Below are 16321 nucleotides of genomic sequence, written 5' to 3' on the forward strand. Positions count from 1 at the left end.
GTTTTGGCAGGATAAAGGGGCGGTTTTGAAGAATAGTACAGCCGAGAGATAAGAGGCATAATACAGCTAAGAAAGTTTTTCCAGAGGTGAATTGAAAGTGCAGGAAATTTTATGGGCATTGAGTAAAACGAGAAACCTTGCTGATATGATGAATTTAGAGGTGTTCCTGGTAGGCGGGTTTGTCAGGGACATTTTCTTGGGTGAACAAAATAAGGATGTTGATTTATTGGTTAACGGGCCATGTCTCGAGTTTGCCCAAAAGTTGGCCGGGGAAGTTGATGGAAGTTTTATTTCACTATCGACAGAACACGAAATTTATCGGGTGGTCATTAAACGCCTGCGACTGCAGTTGGACATTACCCGCCCTGCCGGTGGTCAATTTCTTAAAGATTTGTGCCGTAGGGATTTTACTTGTAATGCAATTGCTTTAAATGTAAAGGATTACTTGGAAAACAATTCATGGTGGGAAAAAGCAGTGGACCCGACATTTGGCTTGGAGGATTTGGCACGGCGGCAATTAAGGCCTGTGGGTACGGACAGTTTTAGCAACGACCCGGTGCGGATCATTCGTGGACTGAGGTTGGCCGTGGTTCTGGGACTTCAATTGGACAAAAAGTACCATGATTATGCATACCAGGCAGCGCCGCTGCTAAGTAAAGTTGCCGGCGAAAGAATTAAACAGGAGTTGTGGCTGCTGTTGGGTCAGTTTAAAGCCTATCAGCACCTTCAAATATTGGATAGTTGGCAGGTTTTAGAAACGATTTTCCCTCAAGTTGTTCAGTTAAAGAAAACCGAGCAAAATTGCCACCACGCTGAAAATGCATGGGCGCACTCGCTGCGAACGCTGAAGGCCCTGGAAGAGGCAAGGACTTATTACCTGCCCGAACCATTTAAAACGATAGCATCAGATTATTTGGCAGAACAGCTTACCGTAGGGGGTACGCGGCTGCAGTTATTGAAACTGGCAACACTGTTTCACGACGTGGGAAAGATTGATACTGCTGTACGGAGACCCGATGGCAGGATTACCTTTCATAATCACCAAAGGTTGGGGGTAAAGTACATAGAGCAATTTGCTGATAGACTGGCCTTGGGTAAGAGAGAACGGCAGTGTTGGAGTAAAGTTACTGCACTACATATGCGGCCGCTGTCATTGTTTGTGCAGTCAAAAGTGACGGATAAGGCCTATTTGCGCTTTTTTCAGGAAGCAGGGGCGGACACGGCAATGGTACTGTTGTTATCTTATGCGGATGTGAAAGCAACCAGGCAAGCCAAAGCATTAGATATTGAGCCGGAATTTGAAAAATTTATCCTGGAAATGTGGGAGAAGTATCTACGCTTTCATCGGCTGGCTGAAGAAAACTTGGTCACTGGTATGGAATTGAAAGAATGCCTTAAACTTGACCAAGGTACTTTGGTGGGCAAACTACAGGAGGAAATCAAGCAGGCTAGGTGGGAAGGAAAGATTAGTAATAAGCAGGAGGCGTTAACTTACGCCAGCAGGTTATTGGAAGGGGAGAGAGGAACTTGGAAAGATTAAGGCCGTTTAGTTTAGAACGCTGGTTCGCCCAATACGAATTTACTGTAGATATTAATCTATGTGCCAGTTGCGCCAGCACGATTAATACCGGATATCTACTGAATTTTGGTGGCGATAAGGCCAAAGAGGCGTATCTATCGTTATCATTAGATTATATCGAGAGTAATGGCGGGGAAGAATTACGGTGCGACATTGCATCCCAGTACTGCAGTGTTGCATCGGAAGACGTATTTGTGACCACTGGCGCTTCAGAAGCTATTACCATTTTAATGCTCTCGGAGGTAAACAGCGGCGAAGAAATTGTGGTACAGTGGCCGATATATCAGTCGCTCTACGCCATTGCTGAATCTCTAGGAGCAAATATAAAGAGATGGTGTCCCAGCAGCCAGTGGCAGTGGGATCTAAAGGAATTGGAAAGAGTACTGTCGGCGAAAGTATCTATGCTGATAATAAATTCACCGCACAGTCCTACAGGCCATTGTTTTATGCCGGAAGAAATGCAGGAAATTGCTAATTTAGCAGCAAAGTATAATACCAGGCTGGTTATTGACGAAGTATATCGAGGGATAAGCTATGATACTGATAACAATAAACCCGGTGCAGACTTATCTCCAGGTACTGTAAGCATTGGTGACCTGACAAAGCCCTATGGTTTAGGGGGGCTGCGGGTAGGCTGGATTGCGTCTACCGAACGTGATTTGCTGCGAAGATGTGCCCAAATACGTGATTATACTACTATGTGCTGCGCGGCCCCTAGCGAATTTTTAGCGGGCATTGCATTGCGCAACCGAGAAAGAATTCTTTTTGAAAAAATCATGGTTTCAAAAAGAAACATTCAAGCTTTTGCTGAGATGGTGGAACGTCATTCGGATATAATTACCTGGAAAAGGCCTCTGGGTGGTTTTACTGCCTTTCCTTTTCTTAAGATTGATATGGATTCCGAAGATTTTTGTCGCTTATTAGTGGAGCGAGAAGATGTGTTACTTTTACCCGGTAATGTTTTTGGTTACCCCAAGAACTTTCGGATAGGGTTTGGCATGGACGAAGAGACATTTAATGAAGGGTTAAAGCGGCTGGAAGTTTTCCTCAGTTTTATACGGGAGGGTCAGATTTGAAAAAAGAAACGACAAAAGAAAAGCGCTGTGCCAATTGTTTTGTTTGTGTAGCGAACACTGAACTCTGCCCTTTAAATGATAACTATCGAGAATTGTCATTGGATGAGTGGTTAAAACGACTGGAAGGCATAAAAAAGAAAGATAAGGAGTAGGGCCTGCCATTCATTCAGCATTGAGTTAAGGTAAATGTAATTCTTTCTTCACCTTAGCTAACCTTCGGCGGTGGTTCTCCTTGGTAATAGGGTGTCCATGCAGGTAGCAGTCCACGATATCACTATCCTTGACTATTTCTTCGACTGCGGTGCCCACTTCCTCTTTGCTGCTATGATTCTTACTTGCCCGGGCGATTATTTCAATTTCTTTTTCATTGAAGATACCGGTTTGATGCAGCCATTCTTTTAGGGGAATATATCCAGCTTCAGCATGGTTTTCTTGTATGCCGGTTACAACTCGACCAAAGTCATGAACAGCAGTGGCAATGGCAGCCAGCTCCGGGTCGGACCCTCTTTTTTCCGCTAGGAGTTGAGCAAATTGGGGCGCACTGGCTATATGTACGATTTCCCAACTAAGCGGGTATGACCTCTCTATACCGCTTTCTGTTTGCTCATAAATATATTTTAGAAGTAAATCCTGAATTTTAGACAATCTATTCATATTAAATTACCTCCTCCTTATTTAACTATATCGCGGCACTTTTACATTGTCAAATCCTTGATACAGCAGAAAAATGCTATGGTTTTCATTAATCATATCCGAACCCTAACGTATAGTGCTATGAAAAGTGTATCGTAATGTATACACCATATTTGGTTGTACAGATCTATTTACATTATTAATATCTAAAAGCAGGAATTTTAGCAAATTGGCCGAATTCTGACTAGTAGGACTTTTGCAAAAATAATATTTAGGATAGTGAAATTTTTAACATTTAAGGATAAAACTTCTTCCTTATGTTTTTCAACTCGCCCATTTATGCAGCAGTCCATTAATTTATTGGCATGGTTCTTAGGAGTTGTCCAGAGATGGCATTAAAATTGCATTAATTTTATTTTGGCCAGAGCAAGGGTTGTTGGCAAGAATTTGATGCAATTGAATATCAATTGAATAGGTCCGTAGAAGCCCAGAGTTTTAAAACAGTGGTAAACTGGAGAGGTGGAGCTATGAATAAACCAACCAATCGAACCAGCAGACAAGAGGCTAAAGCATTTGTTAAATGGCCCCGACCCCTATCAGCACAGTCAGCCAGTGAGTCCTATCGTAAGAAGTTAGTTTCTCCAGAAGAGGCCGTTACAGTGATCAAATCGGCTGATCGAGTTGCCTTAGCTATGGGTTGTGGAGAACCGCCGGCTTTGCTAACCGCTTTGTACCAGCGGCATAATCAAGTTGAAGATGTCATACTTGACCAAATGCTGCCATTTAGAAAGGCCGAGTATTTGAATGCGGAATGTGCACCACATATACGGCATAATTCTTGGTTCACCAGCGGTCATAACCGACAAGGGATTAATGAAGGTTGGTCGGACTATACACCTGGCTATTTTCATGAGTATCCTAAGTACTTCGAAAAATATGTCGCCGTAGATGTTTTTATGGGTACAGTATCACCTATGGATGATCAAGGTTATTTCAGCTTTGGGGTATCGGTGGATTATACCAGTACTGCAGCTGCCGAGGCAAAAATTGTTATTCTTGAAGTAAATGAGACAATGCCTCGGACCCACGGCAACAGTCTTATTCACATTTCGGAAGTGGACTTTGTTATTGAACATAATTACCCTATTCCGGAATTGCCCAATGCGCCTCTAACGGAAAAAGATATTAAAATAGGCCAGCTCGTTGCTGAAAGAATTGAGGATGCTTCCACTATTCAGTTGGGTATTGGTGCCATGCCCAATGCAGTGGGTAAGGCATTGGTAGTGAAAAAGAATTTGGGTATTCATTCAGAGATGCTAACGGATGGAATGGTGTATCTGGTGGAAAGCGGGGCGGTTACTAACCGCAAGAAAACTATTCATCAGGGTAAAATCATCGGCACCTTTGCTGGAGGGTCTAGGCGACTTTACGATTTTCTTGACCATAACCCTGATGTAGAAATGCATCCGGTATCCTATGTTAATGACCCCTATGTTATCGGTCAAAATTATAAGATGGTATCTATTAATGCAACCATCGAGGTGGACTTATTTGGTCAATGTGCATCAGAAAGCATCGGTACTTACCACTTTAGCGGTACCGGTGGACAGACGGACTTTGCCAGGGGTTGTGTCCGCTCGCCGGGAGGCAAGGGATTTATCGTTTTGCATTCAACCGCTAAAGGCGGAGCTGTTTCCAAGATTGTCTCCACATTAAAACCGGGAGCTATTGTCACTACTACTAAGAATGATGTGGACCATGTGGTAACTGAATATGGGGTAGCCGCACTTCGGGGCAAATCGGCCCAGCAGCGTGCTGTGGCCTTGATAAACATTGCTCATCCCGATTATCGCGAAGAATTAACATTTCAAGCTAAGAAAATAAATTTAATATAAAATACTAAATAACCAAAGGAGGTCAAAACAATGAACATCATAGTGTGTCTTAAGCAAACCTTCGACACCGAAGCAAAGATCGAACTAAAAGACGGTGAAATCGCAACCCAGGGGATCAAGCATATCATCAATCCCTACGACGAATTTGCCGTGGAAGAAGCCCTAAAGATCAAGGAAGCCCAGGGAGGAGAAGTAACAGTAATCAGCGTAGGAGATGACCAAGCCCAGGAAGCGCTGCGTCAAGCATTAGCGATGGGTGCAGACAAAGCCGTGCTGGTGAAAAACCCCCAGGGAGACGAATACGCCGTAGCGAAAGTACTGGCCGAAGCAGTGGCAGGGATGGAATACGACCTAATATTAGGCGGTCATGTAGCCATCGATGACGGTTCAGGCCAGGTAGCAACCCGACTGGCACAGGAATTAGACCTGCCCCAGGTAAACGTAGTAACCAAATTAGAGCTAAAAGACGGTCAAGCCGAATGTACTCGAGAAATCGAAGGAGGCAGTGAAATAGTAGAAACACCACTGCCCGCAGTAGTCACCTGTCAAAAAGGATTAAACGAACCCCGCTACCCCAGCCTGAAAGGCATTATGCAGGCCAAGAAAAAAGAACTAAAGCAGGTAACACCCGAAGAGCTGGGAGTCGAAGTAGAAAAGCAAGTAGAAATATTAGAAATATTCCTGCCGCCCAAGAAAGAAGCAGGGAAAATCATCGAAGGCGAAGCCGAAGAAGCCGGGAAAGAATTAGTGCGGCTGTTAAAAGAAGAAGCCAAAGTAATCTAAGATAAAGAAAGATAAAAAAAGCAACAGAAGACCAAATCAAAACAAAAGTGGAGGGAGAAACATGGCTATATGGGTAATCGCCGAGCAGCGTGACGGCGAATTAAAGAAAGTAAGCTTAGAAATGTTGAGTAAGGGACAAGAATTAGCCGAAGAATTGGGAACAGAATTAGAAGCAGTACTGATAGGTGACGAAATAGAAGGACTGGCAGATAGCCTGGCAGCCTACGGAGCAGCAAAAGTATACGTAGCAGAAGACGAAGAGCTAGGCACCTATTCAAGCGAGGGATACAGTCAAGTAATCAGTGAGCTGATAGAAGAAAATGAACCCGATGCAGTATTTTTTGGGCACACCGCATTTGGTAAAGACCTAGCACCGCGGGTAGCCCAAAAAGCAGGAGCCGGCATGGTCAGCGACATAACCGCCGTAGAAGTAGAAGCGGACCAGTTAGTATTTACCCGCCCCATTTACGCCGGCAAAGCATTCACTAAGAGCAAAGTATTATCCAAACCGGTAGTAGCAACCTTCCGGCCCAACGTCCAAGACCTCGGCGAAGCAGCTGAAACAAGCGCCAACATAGAAACAGTAGATGTGGACCTAGCAGACATCCGCGCCAAAGTAAAAGAAGTAAAGCAGCAAAGCGGCGGCAGAGTACTGCTGACCGAGGCAGACATCATCGTCAGCGGCGGTCGGGGCATGAAAGGACCGGAGAACTTTGATATTTTGGAACAGATGGCAGACGTACTCGGAGCAGCAGTAGGTGCATCCCGGGCAGCAGTAGACGCCGGATGGCGTGAGCATCAGTATCAGGTGGGACAGACAGGAAAGACCGTATCACCAACACTTTATATTGCCTGCGGTATCAGCGGTGCTATCCAGCACCTAGCAGGCATGAGTTCTTCAAAATACATTGCCGCCATTAACAAGGATGAAGAAGCAAACATCTTTAATATGGCAGATTACGGCATTGTAAATGATTTGTTTAAGGTTGTACCGGTACTTACCGAGGAGTTTAAAAAGGTTGTTTAATCAATGTGGGTGCGGATATTTTTATCCGTACCCTTGGTTGATTTTTATACATTGACTTATCTATGGTTCTTAAATCCTAGATGTATAATGATGAAATAGCTTTTCTTGTTGGCACGAGATTTAGCTTTAATTACGGAATATTTTTGTTAGAGGGGGAGGAACAGTAATGACTGCTAGTCGTCAGCTTTACTGGAATATCCATGGACACGGTTTTATGTATCTCTTATTTTTGGTGGCACTGGTAATATTCGGATATGGTATTTACCGTCAATACAAGCTTTGGCGGAGGGGACTTCCGGAAAATAGAACAGATGATATACCGACACGCATTTATAATGTCTTGGTTCATACTTTCAGTCATCGGCGTATTTTACGGGAGGGTTATGCCGGCAGCATGCATGGCATGATTTTTTACGGCTTTATTTTATTCGTTCTGGGTACCACTGTCGTAGCTCTGCAGGCAGACTTTGGTTTAGAAATCTATCACGGCAGCTTATATTTATGGCTTTCCTTATTATTGGATTTGGGAGGCCTAGCTGCAATTGTCGGTATTTTGTTAGCATATTACCGCCGCTATGTGCTAAAACCGGACCGTTTGGACAACAAACCGGATGATGGTTATAGCTTGCATTTGCTGTTACTAATAATTGTCACCGGCTTTATCCTAGAAGGGTTCCGTATTACGGCAACTCAAGACCCATGGGCCGCTTGGTCACCGGTGGGAATGGTAATCGGAAAGGTATTTGGTGTTATGTCAGCCGGCGCTTTAAGTGGGGCTCATGTGTTCTTTTGGTGGTTGCACCTTCTTTTGGCTTTCGGCTTTATTGCATACCTGCCTTATTCCAAATTGCTGCATATTGTTACAACCCCATTAAATCAATTTTTCAGTACATTGAGGCCCAAAGGGGCATTAGCTGGTATTGATTTTGAGAATGAAGACCTGGAAAACTATGGTGTTTCTCAGCTTGAGCACTTTACGTGGAAACAGCTTTTTGATACCGCAGCCTGTACTCGCTGCGGCAGATGCCAGGATAACTGTCCCGCTTACCTGACAAAGAAGCCGTTGTCTCCAAAAGAAATGACTCAAGATTTGAAGGCTTATCTAGAAGATTGCGGCAGTGCTAAGCAGTCGATAGGTACCGGTGAAGAAGTGACTGCGGAAACGGCGGCAGCCGAAGAAAAATCTTTGGTCGGAGATGTGTTCAGCGAAGACACAATTTGGAGCTGTACCACTTGTCGAGCTTGTCAGGAGCAATGCCCGTCTTTGGTTGAGCATATAGATAAAACTATTGGTATGCGGCGGCATTTAGTATTGGAAGAAAGCAACTTCCCGGCAGAAGTTCAAACTGTATTCCGCAATTTAGAGAATAACTCTAATCCGTGGGGTGTGGGCTTTGCCGAGCGAGCAAAGTGGGCTGAGGGATTAGATGTGAAAATCCTAGAAGAAGACAGCGATGTGGATATACTTTACTGGCCCGGTTGCGCAGGTGCTTTTGATGACCGTAATAAAAAGGTTGCTGCTGCAGTGGTAAAAGTGCTGCAGGCCGCTGGAATTAATTTCGGGATTCTGGGCACGGAAGAAAAATGCTGCGGCGATTCTGCAAGACGCATTGGTAATGAATATTTGTTCCAGATGACTGCAGAAGAAAACATCGAAACCATTAAGTCATACGGCATCAAAAAGATAGTTACCCACTGCCCGCATTGCTTTAATACCTTAAAAAATGAATACCCAGAGTTTGGCGCTGATTTCGAAGTGGTCCACCATACTCAATATATTCGTGAACTTATTGACACCGGTGCACTGCCGCTTTGCAAATCTACGGATCTTGAAGTTACCTACCACGATTCCTGTTACTTGGGTCGCTACAATGACGAATATCAAGCACCGCGTCAGGTCATTGACCGGTTAGGCGGCACTATCAAGGAGATGGAAAAGAACAATAATCAAAGCTTCTGCTGCGGCGCAGGCGGTGGACGCATGTGGATGGAAGAAACATTGGGCAGCAGAATTAATGAGGAAAGAACGAAACAGGCTGTGGCGACCGGTGCCGGTACTGTAGTGACCAACTGTCCCTTCTGTCTCACCATGATTGAGGATGGTTTGAAGAACTATGAAGACACGGAAATGAACACTTTTGACATTGCTGAATTGGTAGAAAAAGCATTACATTAGTTTAATTGGGTTTATATACCTGAGGAAGGAGTGAAAGTTCTTGAAGGAAGTAGTGATAGTTAGTGCCGTCCGTACAGCAGTGGGTAGTTTCGGCAAGTCATTGAATAACTCCCCTGCCGTAGACTTAGGTGCTCTTGTTATTAAAGAAGCGCTAAAGCGAGTTAATCTAGACCCGGCGGAAGTTGATGAAGTTATTTTCGGAAATGTTCTCCAAGCGGGTTTAGGGCAAAACCCAGCCCGACAGGCATCTGTCAAAGCGGGGGTCCCGGTAGAAGTGCCGGCGTACACTTTAAACATCGTGTGTGGTTCAGGATTGAAGACAGTAGGGGAGGCAGCTCAGGCGATTAAGGCCGGTGAAGCAGATGTAGTGATGGCCGGGGGTATGGAAAGTATGAGTATGGCCCCTTATCTGTTGGAACAGTCTCGTTGGGGTCAACGTATGGGTGATGGTAAAGTTGCTGACGAGATGATTAAAGACGGCCTTTGGTGCGCATTTAATGATATTCATATGGGAATTACCGCAGAAAATGTTGCGGAAAAGTTTAATGTATCTCGGGAAGAACAGGATGCCTTCGCGTTTGAAAGTCAGCAGAGGGCAATTAAAGCGATTTCAGAGGGTAAGTTTAAGGATGAGATCGTACCTGTTTCAATACCGCAGCGCAAAGGCGAGCCCGTTATATTTGACACTGACGAGCATCCCCGGGCTACTACTTTGGAGAAATTGGCATCACTTAGGCCGGCATTTAAAAAAGGCGGTACTGTTACCGCAGGTAATGCATCAGGTATTAACGATGGTGCGGCAGCAGTATTGGTTATGTCCAAGGACAAAGCAGATAGTTTGGGTTTGAAGCCAATGGCCTACATTAGAAGTTCAGCAACAGCAGGTGTGGACCCGGCAATTATGGGAGTGGGACCTATTCCCGCATCCCAAAAGGCTTTAAAGCGTGCGGGTATAACTGTCAAGGATTTGGACTTGGTGGAAGCCAACGAAGCTTTTGCTTCTCAGGCTATTGCTGTTTGTCGCGAACTGGAACTGAAACAAGAAATAGTCAATGTTAATGGCGGTGCCATTGCCATTGGTCATCCTATCGGTGCAAGTGGCGCCAGAATTATGATTACTCTGCTTTATGAGATGATAAAGCGAGAAAGCGGATTGGGTCTGGCTACTCTGTGTATTGGCGGTGGCCAAGGCGCGGCGCTGGTCCTGGAGCGGAAATAGAAATTATCGGGAGATACTCTTTTGGGTATCTCTTTTTTCTATGTATAGGAAATTATGGGTTGTGGATAATTTCCTATACATGGGGGTTGTTAAGGGGGCATGCCCCCTTATGTTAAATGCAGGAGGGTCACAGCGAAGCGACCTAGGGCGAGTGGCGTCACGAATAAGTGACGCCAAGGTACGAGCGCCGCCGAGTCGGTGAGGCGGCCGGGTGCGCAGCACCCAGGGGTTCCCTGGGTAAGAATATAGAGAGACTTGGCAACTTGTTGCCTAGTCGATCTTAATGCCCTTGGGTGCAAAAGCATTACCTTTTGAGGCCGAAGGCATGAAATGCTTTTGTTCTGCCAGAAAGGTTTTTGCTATTCCAGTTGTCATTACTTGTTTAATTTAGGGAAATGCTGGGCATAGGAATGGTGAGGGGAAATAAAAAAAGGAATTTAATCTCCATTGTCGAAATCTATGTGAGATTACAGTGATTGTACTTAATGTCACAAACTGCCCGGTAGGGGCATGAAGGAGGAAGAATATGAAAAACGATCTTTTTTTACGGGCCTGTAGGCGAGAAAAGGTGGAATACACGCCGGTATGGTTGATGCGTCAGGCTGGCAGGTACATGGAAGAATACATGAAAATCCGCAGAAAACATACTTTCCTAGAGATGTGTAAAACCCCTGAACTGGCTGCGGAAGTAACATTGCAGCCTGTTAACCGCATCGGTGTGGATGCCGCGATACTTTTTGCAGACATTCTACTGCCTTTGGAAGGTATGGGCATGGATTTGGAGTTTGCCAAAGGGGAGGGACCGGTGTTACACAATCCCGTACGCAATGAACAGGATGTAAATAATCTAAGACTGATCGAACCAGAAGAAGATGTGCCCTATGTTTTGGAGGCCATTAAATTAGTGCGCAAAGAATTGGATGGAAGGGTTCCACTAATCGGCTTTTCTGGTGCACCCTTTACTCTGGCCAGTTATATGATTGAAGGCGGCGGGTCAAAAACGTATTTAAACTGCAAAAGTTTGATGTGGCAGGCACCGAATGTTTGGCACGAACTAATGGATAAGATTGCTAAAGTAGTGGTTAGCTATTTGAAGGCTCAAGTAGAGGCCGGTGCTCAAGCGGTACAAGTTTTTGATTCTTGGGTGGGTACTCTTTCGCCTAAGGATTATCAGGAATATGTGATGCCCCATTCCCGTTTTGTCATGGAGCAGTTAAAGGAAACCAGCGTGCCGGTTATCCATTTTGCCAATAATGCTTCTACCATGCTGGAGAAAGTTACCGAAGCAGGCGGGGATGTAATCGGTGTTGATTGGCGGATAAACTTGGACCAAGCATGGCAGCGGATTGGCTATGATAAGGCCATACAAGGGAATTTAGACCCTGTTACTTTAATGGCACCGCCAAAGGTAATTGAACAGAAGGTAAAGGATATTCTTGAACAGGCGGATAACCGTCCGGGGCATATTTTTAATCTCGGTCATGGCATTAATAAGGAAACGCCGGTAGAGAATGTGATTGCTATGGTGGAAGCGGTACAGAAGCACAGTAAACGTAGTTAACTTTTGGCGTTGCTGAAACGGTAGTCAAGGAGGTTGCTAGATGCAGAACAAATTTGGCGTACTGCTGATGGCTTTTGGCGGGCCGGATAAACCGGAAGCAATAGAACCTTTCGTTTCTAGCTTGCTTGGAGGTAAAAAACTTCCCCCTGCGGCAATGGAGAAAATTAAAGAAAGATATCGTTTAATCGGTGGTAGTTCACCGTTGGTGAAAATAACTAAAAACCAGGCGCAGGTATTACAAAAGGTATTGAATATTCCTGTGGAAGTGGGTTTATGTTACGCTCGACCCGATATTAAAAAGGGAATTTCCGCCCTGATTGATTTGGGTGTGGAAAAAATTATTGCAGTCAGTCTCTCGCCTCATTATTCTCGGGTAAGCACCGGCGCTTACCGTAATGAAGTTCAGCGTGTGATGGAAGAAATGAAACCGCCGGCAGAGGTTGTTTTTGCCCGGGGATGGTATGACCACCCGGAAGCAATAAAAGCATATTACGAAAGAATTAAGCAAGCATTGCTGCAATTTCCGAAAAAAGACCGCAACGATGTAGAAATAATTTTCAGTGCCCATAGTTTGCCTACTGCGTACATGGCAGAGGGTGAACCATATGTAGATGAGTTAGATGCTACAGTAAGGTCTTTGGTGCAGTTACTGCCGGGACATCAGTGGCACCTTGCCTACCAGAGCAAGGGCGGCGGTAAAGGTGACTGGCTGGGTCCGGAAGTTGAGACAGTTTTGGATAGTTTGGTGCAAAGTGGTCAAGCCAACGTGTTATTGGTGCCGCTAAGTTTTGCCTCTGACCATGTTGAAACTCTCTACGATATTGATATTATAATAAAAAATCATGCAAAAGAACTGGGCCTAAATATGCAGCGTTCAGAAGCGTTAAATGATGAGCCCCAGTTTATTACTGCCTTGGCAGACATTGTTCAAGATATTATTCAGGGCTAGTTAGAGGTGTTATAAATGAAAAAGGTAACCGTGATTGGCGGTGGCATATCAGGTTTGGCCGCTGCCTATACACTGGAGCAGAAAGGCCGGGATAATTACTCGGTAACACTGGTTGAAGCAGGGTCTGAATTGGGCGGAAAGATGCAAAGTGTAACTGTAGATGGTTTTACGGTAGAGGGTGGGCCGGACTGTTTTTTGGCGCAAAAACCTGCGGTGGATAGATTAAGCAGGGAAATTGGTGCGGATGGTGATATCATTGGCACAAGTGAAGAAAATAAAGGAACATTTATTCTTTCTGGCAGCAAGCTGCACGTACTGCCGGAAGGACTGATGTTGATGGTACCTACAAAAATTATACCCTTCGCGCTGAGCCCGTTGATTTCTTGGCCGGGTAAGATTAGGATGGGGATGGATATGTTTCTTCCCAGGCGAAAAGGAAACGGTGACGAAAGCTTGGGTTCTTTTGTAACTCGCCGGCTAGGACGCGAAGCGCTGGATAAGATTGCTGAACCCCTCATTGGTGGCATTCATGCCGGTGATCCGGAAAACATGAGTCTTAAAGCCAGTTTTCCCCGGTTCTTGGAGATGGAGCGTAAGCACCGTAGTTTAATCAAGGCGATGTTAGCGTCAAAACGTCAGGCACCACCTCAAAAGGATAAAAAGGCAACGTATTTCATGTCTTTTAAACATGGAATGGGCGAACTGCCTCAAGCTGTAGCTGAAAAACTTGAAAACGTAGATATTAAACTAAATACTAAAGTTAAAGATTTGCAGTATGACGGTAAATTTACTGTAACTACCAGCAAGGGAGAACAGTGGCAGACTGATGCAGTGGTTCTTGCAGTTCCGGCGTATGCCGGTGCTGACATCATTGAAGGACTTGAACCACAACTCGCCCAAACTTTAAGAGGAATTAATTTCGTAAATTCCGCTACCGTATCGCTGGCATTTCGAAAGAAAGACCTGGGACGAACATTACCAGGGTTTGGCTTTGTTATTCCTTCGGGTGAAAAACGGGATATTATGGCGGTAACCTATAGTTCGCAAAAATTTAAGCACCGTTCGCCTGATGAGGATCATCTGCTTGTCCGCTGTTTTGTGGGCGGCCCGAAAAATCAAGAACTAGTACTCCTAAATGACAGTGAAATGTTAGCTAAGGTTCAGGCGGAACTTAAAAGTATTTTAGAAATTACAGCCGAACCCGTTATGACTAAGATTTTTCGTTGGAATCAGGGAATGCCCCAGTATTCCATGGGGCATTTGGAGAGAGTGGCCAGTATTGAACAACGTTTGAGCAAGTTTCCCGGGTTGACCATAGCAGGAAATTCTTATCGCGGCATCGGGGTACCAGATTGCATTGAATCAGGTATCAGAGCAGCAAAAAATGTTATGGGAGAAAAAGAGGAACATTAAATAAAAAAACGGTACCTTCGAGTACCGTTTTCATCTGTCTGGGTTTTTCATAGCCTAGTTACAGCAATGCGGGACATCCATCCCCAATGGTGTCTGGCACAGCTCTTAAGATGTAGGATAGGAACTACATAGCCGACAAATATTTTGTAATTATTCGCCCAAAAGTTTTTTTAGCCGCTTTATTCGGTCTGTCACACCGGCAAGCTGTTGCTCATACTTGGCCCGGGTGTTACCGGGTAGGTGACAGGACGAATGTTTCAGGACAAAATCCATTTCCTCCTCGATCTCTTCGCACAGCTCCTGATGCTCCTTTAGGAGTGCCACTAATTCTTCTTTAGTCAAATCATCCCATGGTTTGGCCGGTTTCATTACCCCACCTCCAAAAAAAAATATGACATTGGCTTACCGTTTTACGCCAATACATGGGTATTATATCACAGGTAATTTTATTGGCGAAAGAGGATTTTCGAAAAACCAGGCAGATTCCCGTACAACTCCACAATTTGGTGGTGATATGTTACAATTTATTTTATATAATTATCCTAGAAGATTTGAAGCAGGAGGAGGAATTCGGTGAAGATTGGTGTGGATATAGACGGTGTTATCAATGACATTCTAACTATCTGTGTCGAAAAACTTAATCAGCATCTGGACAAAGAATTAAGCGTTCATGATATAAGTGATTATGATCTTTCCAAGTGCTACCAAGTGACTTATCAGGAAATGCAGGATTTTTTTGTGAAGGAGGAAGAGAGCATCTTGGAAAGTGTGGTTCCCCAACCTACAGCGGCTGCCATACTTAAAGAGTTGATTGATTGCCACAGAGTAACATTAATCACTGCACGTCCAGCCAGTCAGCGGCAGGTTACAGCAGGATGGTTGAAAAAGCATGGTATACCCTATGATAAACTGATAACCATTGGGTCCCATGACAAACGTGAAGCTTGTCTTGAGGAGCAGGTAGATATTTTTATAGAGGACCGATTGGAAAACGCGTTGATGATTAACGGAATGGGCATTCCGGTACTGCTAATGGATGCGCCCCATAACAAAGGGAAACTGCCTGACGGTATTAAAAGGGTATTTAGTTGGCAAGATATTCGTGCAGAGCTTTCTGCTGATACGATAGGAAAATTTAAGTTAGGGAAAAATATCGCAAAAATTGCCGAAAAGGATTGACATGCTGACACCGTTTGGGTAAACTGTCCATAGTATAAAAATTCCTTTAAGATTGGTCCGTGAGGCTAGCAAGGAAGTTAGATTCTCTTACGATACAGGGAGTTGTGTAACTGCTTGCCGGACCAAACGGTAAAGCAGTTTTTTATTGGGAAAGGCGGGGTTAAAATGCAGTTGAAAGAAAAAGTACAGCTGATGGATGAAGAAAAGATAAGGCGTACGCTAACCCGAATTGCCCATGAAATAATCGAAAAGAATAAAGGAACAGACGATTTGGTCTTAGTTGGTATTCGCCGTAGGGGAGTGCCGCTGGCTGAAAGATTGGCTGATAATATCAAGGAAATTGAAGGAAAAGCAGTAAGTATCGGTGTACTGGACATCACTCTTTATCGCGATGACTTATCTACACTGGCTCAGCAGCCGGTAGTACACAAAACTGAAATTCCTTTTTCGGTTCAAGGAAAAAGGTTGGTGCTGGTGGATGATGTTTTATTCACCGGTCGGACAGTGCGGGCCGCCTTAGATGCCATTATTGATTTAGGCAGACCTGCTTCCATTCAACTGGCGGTACTGGTTGACCGGGGACATCGAGAACTTCCCATTAGGGCGGACTACGTGGGCAAGAATGTTCCCACTTCCCGTAAAGAAGTTGTTTCAGTACAATTGAAAGAGTTTGACTCAGAAGATGGAGTAGTAATACATGAGTTTGTAGACTGACCGGATGGTCCTTTAAATTGGTCCCGTGAGGCTGATAAGGACGGTAACAGGCAGTTTATTTTTATGCTGTCTAGTGACCTCCAGCCTTAAAGGGCTTGGAGGTTTTTTTAGTTTTGA

General features: G+C 44.6%; 15 protein-coding genes. 13 read left to right on the plus strand and 2 right to left on the minus strand.

The window, feature by feature from the left end:
* The first annotated feature begins 97 nt into the window (after nt 1-97).
* From MFMK1_RS09455 to MFMK1_RS09465, 3 genes are read left to right on the plus strand one after another with little or no spacing between them, the layout of a single operon-like run.
* Nucleotides 98-1540: an HDIG domain-containing metalloprotein gene (locus MFMK1_RS09455; protein WP_366921467.1), complete on the plus strand. Its 1443-nt coding sequence runs from the start codon at nt 98-100 to the stop codon at nt 1538-1540.
* On the plus strand, nt 1528-2655 hold the full coding sequence (locus MFMK1_RS09460; RefSeq protein WP_366921468.1) for an aminotransferase class I/II-fold pyridoxal phosphate-dependent enzyme: 1128 nt from the start codon (nt 1528-1530) through the stop codon (nt 2653-2655). Before MFMK1_RS09455 ends, MFMK1_RS09460 begins: the two co-directional genes overlap by 13 nt.
* Nucleotides 2652-2807, plus strand: a complete 156-nt coding sequence (locus MFMK1_RS09465; RefSeq protein WP_366921469.1) for a hypothetical protein — start codon at nt 2652-2654, stop codon at nt 2805-2807. Before MFMK1_RS09460 ends, MFMK1_RS09465 begins: the two co-directional genes overlap by 4 nt.
* Before the next feature lie 25 nt (nt 2808-2832).
* Here the strand turns inward: MFMK1_RS09465 and MFMK1_RS09470 are convergent, their stop codons facing one another.
* Nucleotides 2833-3309 carry an HD domain-containing protein gene (locus MFMK1_RS09470; RefSeq protein ID WP_366921470.1) on the minus strand — a complete coding sequence of 159 codons (477 nt, stop codon included), beginning with the start codon at nt 3307-3309 and terminating at the stop codon, nt 2833-2835.
* Nucleotides 3310-3815: 506 nt separating this feature from the next.
* Here MFMK1_RS09470 and MFMK1_RS09475 point away from each other — a divergent pair.
* From MFMK1_RS09475 to hemG, 8 genes are all read left to right on the plus strand, one after another.
* Nucleotides 3816-5183: an acetyl-CoA hydrolase/transferase family protein gene (locus MFMK1_RS09475; protein ID WP_366921471.1), complete on the plus strand. Its 1368-nt coding sequence runs from the start codon at nt 3816-3818 to the stop codon at nt 5181-5183.
* Between the two features lie 30 nt (nt 5184-5213).
* Nucleotides 5214-5966: an electron transfer flavoprotein subunit beta/FixA family protein gene (locus MFMK1_RS09480; RefSeq protein ID WP_366921472.1), complete on the plus strand. Its 753-nt coding sequence runs from the start codon at nt 5214-5216 to the stop codon at nt 5964-5966.
* A gap of 61 nt (nt 5967-6027) precedes the next feature.
* Nucleotides 6028-6993, plus strand: a complete 966-nt coding sequence (locus MFMK1_RS09485; protein ID WP_366921473.1) for an electron transfer flavoprotein subunit alpha/FixB family protein — start codon at nt 6028-6030, stop codon at nt 6991-6993.
* Between the two features lie 166 nt (nt 6994-7159).
* Nucleotides 7160-9169: a heterodisulfide reductase-related iron-sulfur binding cluster gene (locus MFMK1_RS09490; RefSeq protein WP_366921474.1), complete on the plus strand. Its 2010-nt coding sequence runs from the start codon at nt 7160-7162 to the stop codon at nt 9167-9169.
* 40 nt (nt 9170-9209) lie between these two features.
* Entirely contained in the window at nt 9210-10388 is a 1179-nt protein-coding gene (locus MFMK1_RS09495) for an acetyl-CoA C-acetyltransferase (RefSeq protein WP_366921475.1), read from the plus strand.
* 526 nt (nt 10389-10914) lie between these two features.
* Nucleotides 10915-11949: a uroporphyrinogen decarboxylase gene (gene hemE / locus MFMK1_RS09500; protein WP_366921476.1), complete on the plus strand. Its 1035-nt coding sequence runs from the start codon at nt 10915-10917 to the stop codon at nt 11947-11949.
* A 40-nt stretch (nt 11950-11989) separates the two neighbouring features.
* Nucleotides 11990-12898: a ferrochelatase gene (gene hemH, locus MFMK1_RS09505; protein WP_366921477.1), complete on the plus strand. Its 909-nt coding sequence runs from the start codon at nt 11990-11992 to the stop codon at nt 12896-12898.
* Nucleotides 12899-12913: 15 nt separating this feature from the next.
* Nucleotides 12914-14311 (plus strand): protoporphyrinogen oxidase, encoded by a 1398-nt coding sequence (gene hemG, locus MFMK1_RS09510; protein WP_366921478.1) that lies wholly within the window; start codon nt 12914-12916, stop codon nt 14309-14311.
* A 150-nt stretch (nt 14312-14461) separates the two neighbouring features.
* On the opposite strand, the gene MFMK1_RS09515 is transcribed toward hemG, so the two are convergent.
* Entirely contained in the window at nt 14462-14680 is a 219-nt protein-coding gene (locus MFMK1_RS09515; RefSeq protein ID WP_366921479.1) for a hypothetical protein, read from the minus strand.
* Between the two features lie 204 nt (nt 14681-14884).
* On the opposite strand from MFMK1_RS09515, the gene MFMK1_RS09520 reads away from it, so the two are divergent.
* Both MFMK1_RS09520 and pyrR read left to right on the plus strand, forming a co-directional pair.
* Nucleotides 14885-15490 carry a 5' nucleotidase, NT5C type gene (locus MFMK1_RS09520; protein ID WP_366921480.1) on the plus strand — a complete coding sequence of 202 codons (606 nt, stop codon included), beginning with the start codon at nt 14885-14887 and terminating at the stop codon, nt 15488-15490.
* Between the two features lie 165 nt (nt 15491-15655).
* Nucleotides 15656-16204: a bifunctional pyr operon transcriptional regulator/uracil phosphoribosyltransferase PyrR gene (gene pyrR / locus MFMK1_RS09525; protein WP_366921481.1), complete on the plus strand. Its 549-nt coding sequence runs from the start codon at nt 15656-15658 to the stop codon at nt 16202-16204.
* Nucleotides 16205-16321: the final 117 nt, after the last annotated feature.

Origin of the sequence: Metallumcola ferriviriculae (genome assembly GCF_035573695.1) — a bacterium.
Taxonomy (GTDB): Bacteria; Bacillota; JADQBR01; order JADQBR01; family JADQBR01; genus Metallumcola; species Metallumcola ferriviriculae.

Bases quoted from the DNA above. Each gene is read 5' to 3' on its own strand.
- hemG (WP_366921478.1), top strand. From the start codon at position 12,914: ATGAAAAAGGTAACCGTGATTGGCGGTGGCATATCAGGTTTGGCCGCT.
- MFMK1_RS09480 (WP_366921472.1), top strand. From the start codon at position 5,214: ATGAACATCATAGTGTGTCTTAAGCAAACCTTCGACACCGAAGCAAAG.
- MFMK1_RS09485 (WP_366921473.1), top strand. From the start codon at position 6,028: ATGGCTATATGGGTAATCGCCGAGCAGCGTGACGGCGAATTAAAGAAA.
- hemH (WP_366921477.1), top strand. From the start codon at position 11,990: ATGCAGAACAAATTTGGCGTACTGCTGATGGCTTTTGGCGGGCCGGAT.
- pyrR (WP_366921481.1), top strand. From the start codon at position 15,656: ATGCAGTTGAAAGAAAAAGTACAGCTGATGGATGAAGAAAAGATAAGG.
- MFMK1_RS09515 (WP_366921479.1), bottom strand. From the start codon at position 14,680: ATGAAACCGGCCAAACCATGGGATGATTTGACTAAAGAAGAATTAGTG.
- hemE (WP_366921476.1), top strand. From the start codon at position 10,915: ATGAAAAACGATCTTTTTTTACGGGCCTGTAGGCGAGAAAAGGTGGAA.
- MFMK1_RS09490 (WP_366921474.1), top strand. From the start codon at position 7,160: ATGACTGCTAGTCGTCAGCTTTACTGGAATATCCATGGACACGGTTTT.
- MFMK1_RS09470 (WP_366921470.1), bottom strand. From the start codon at position 3,309: ATGAATAGATTGTCTAAAATTCAGGATTTACTTCTAAAATATATTTAT.
- MFMK1_RS09475 (WP_366921471.1), top strand. From the start codon at position 3,816: ATGAATAAACCAACCAATCGAACCAGCAGACAAGAGGCTAAAGCATTT.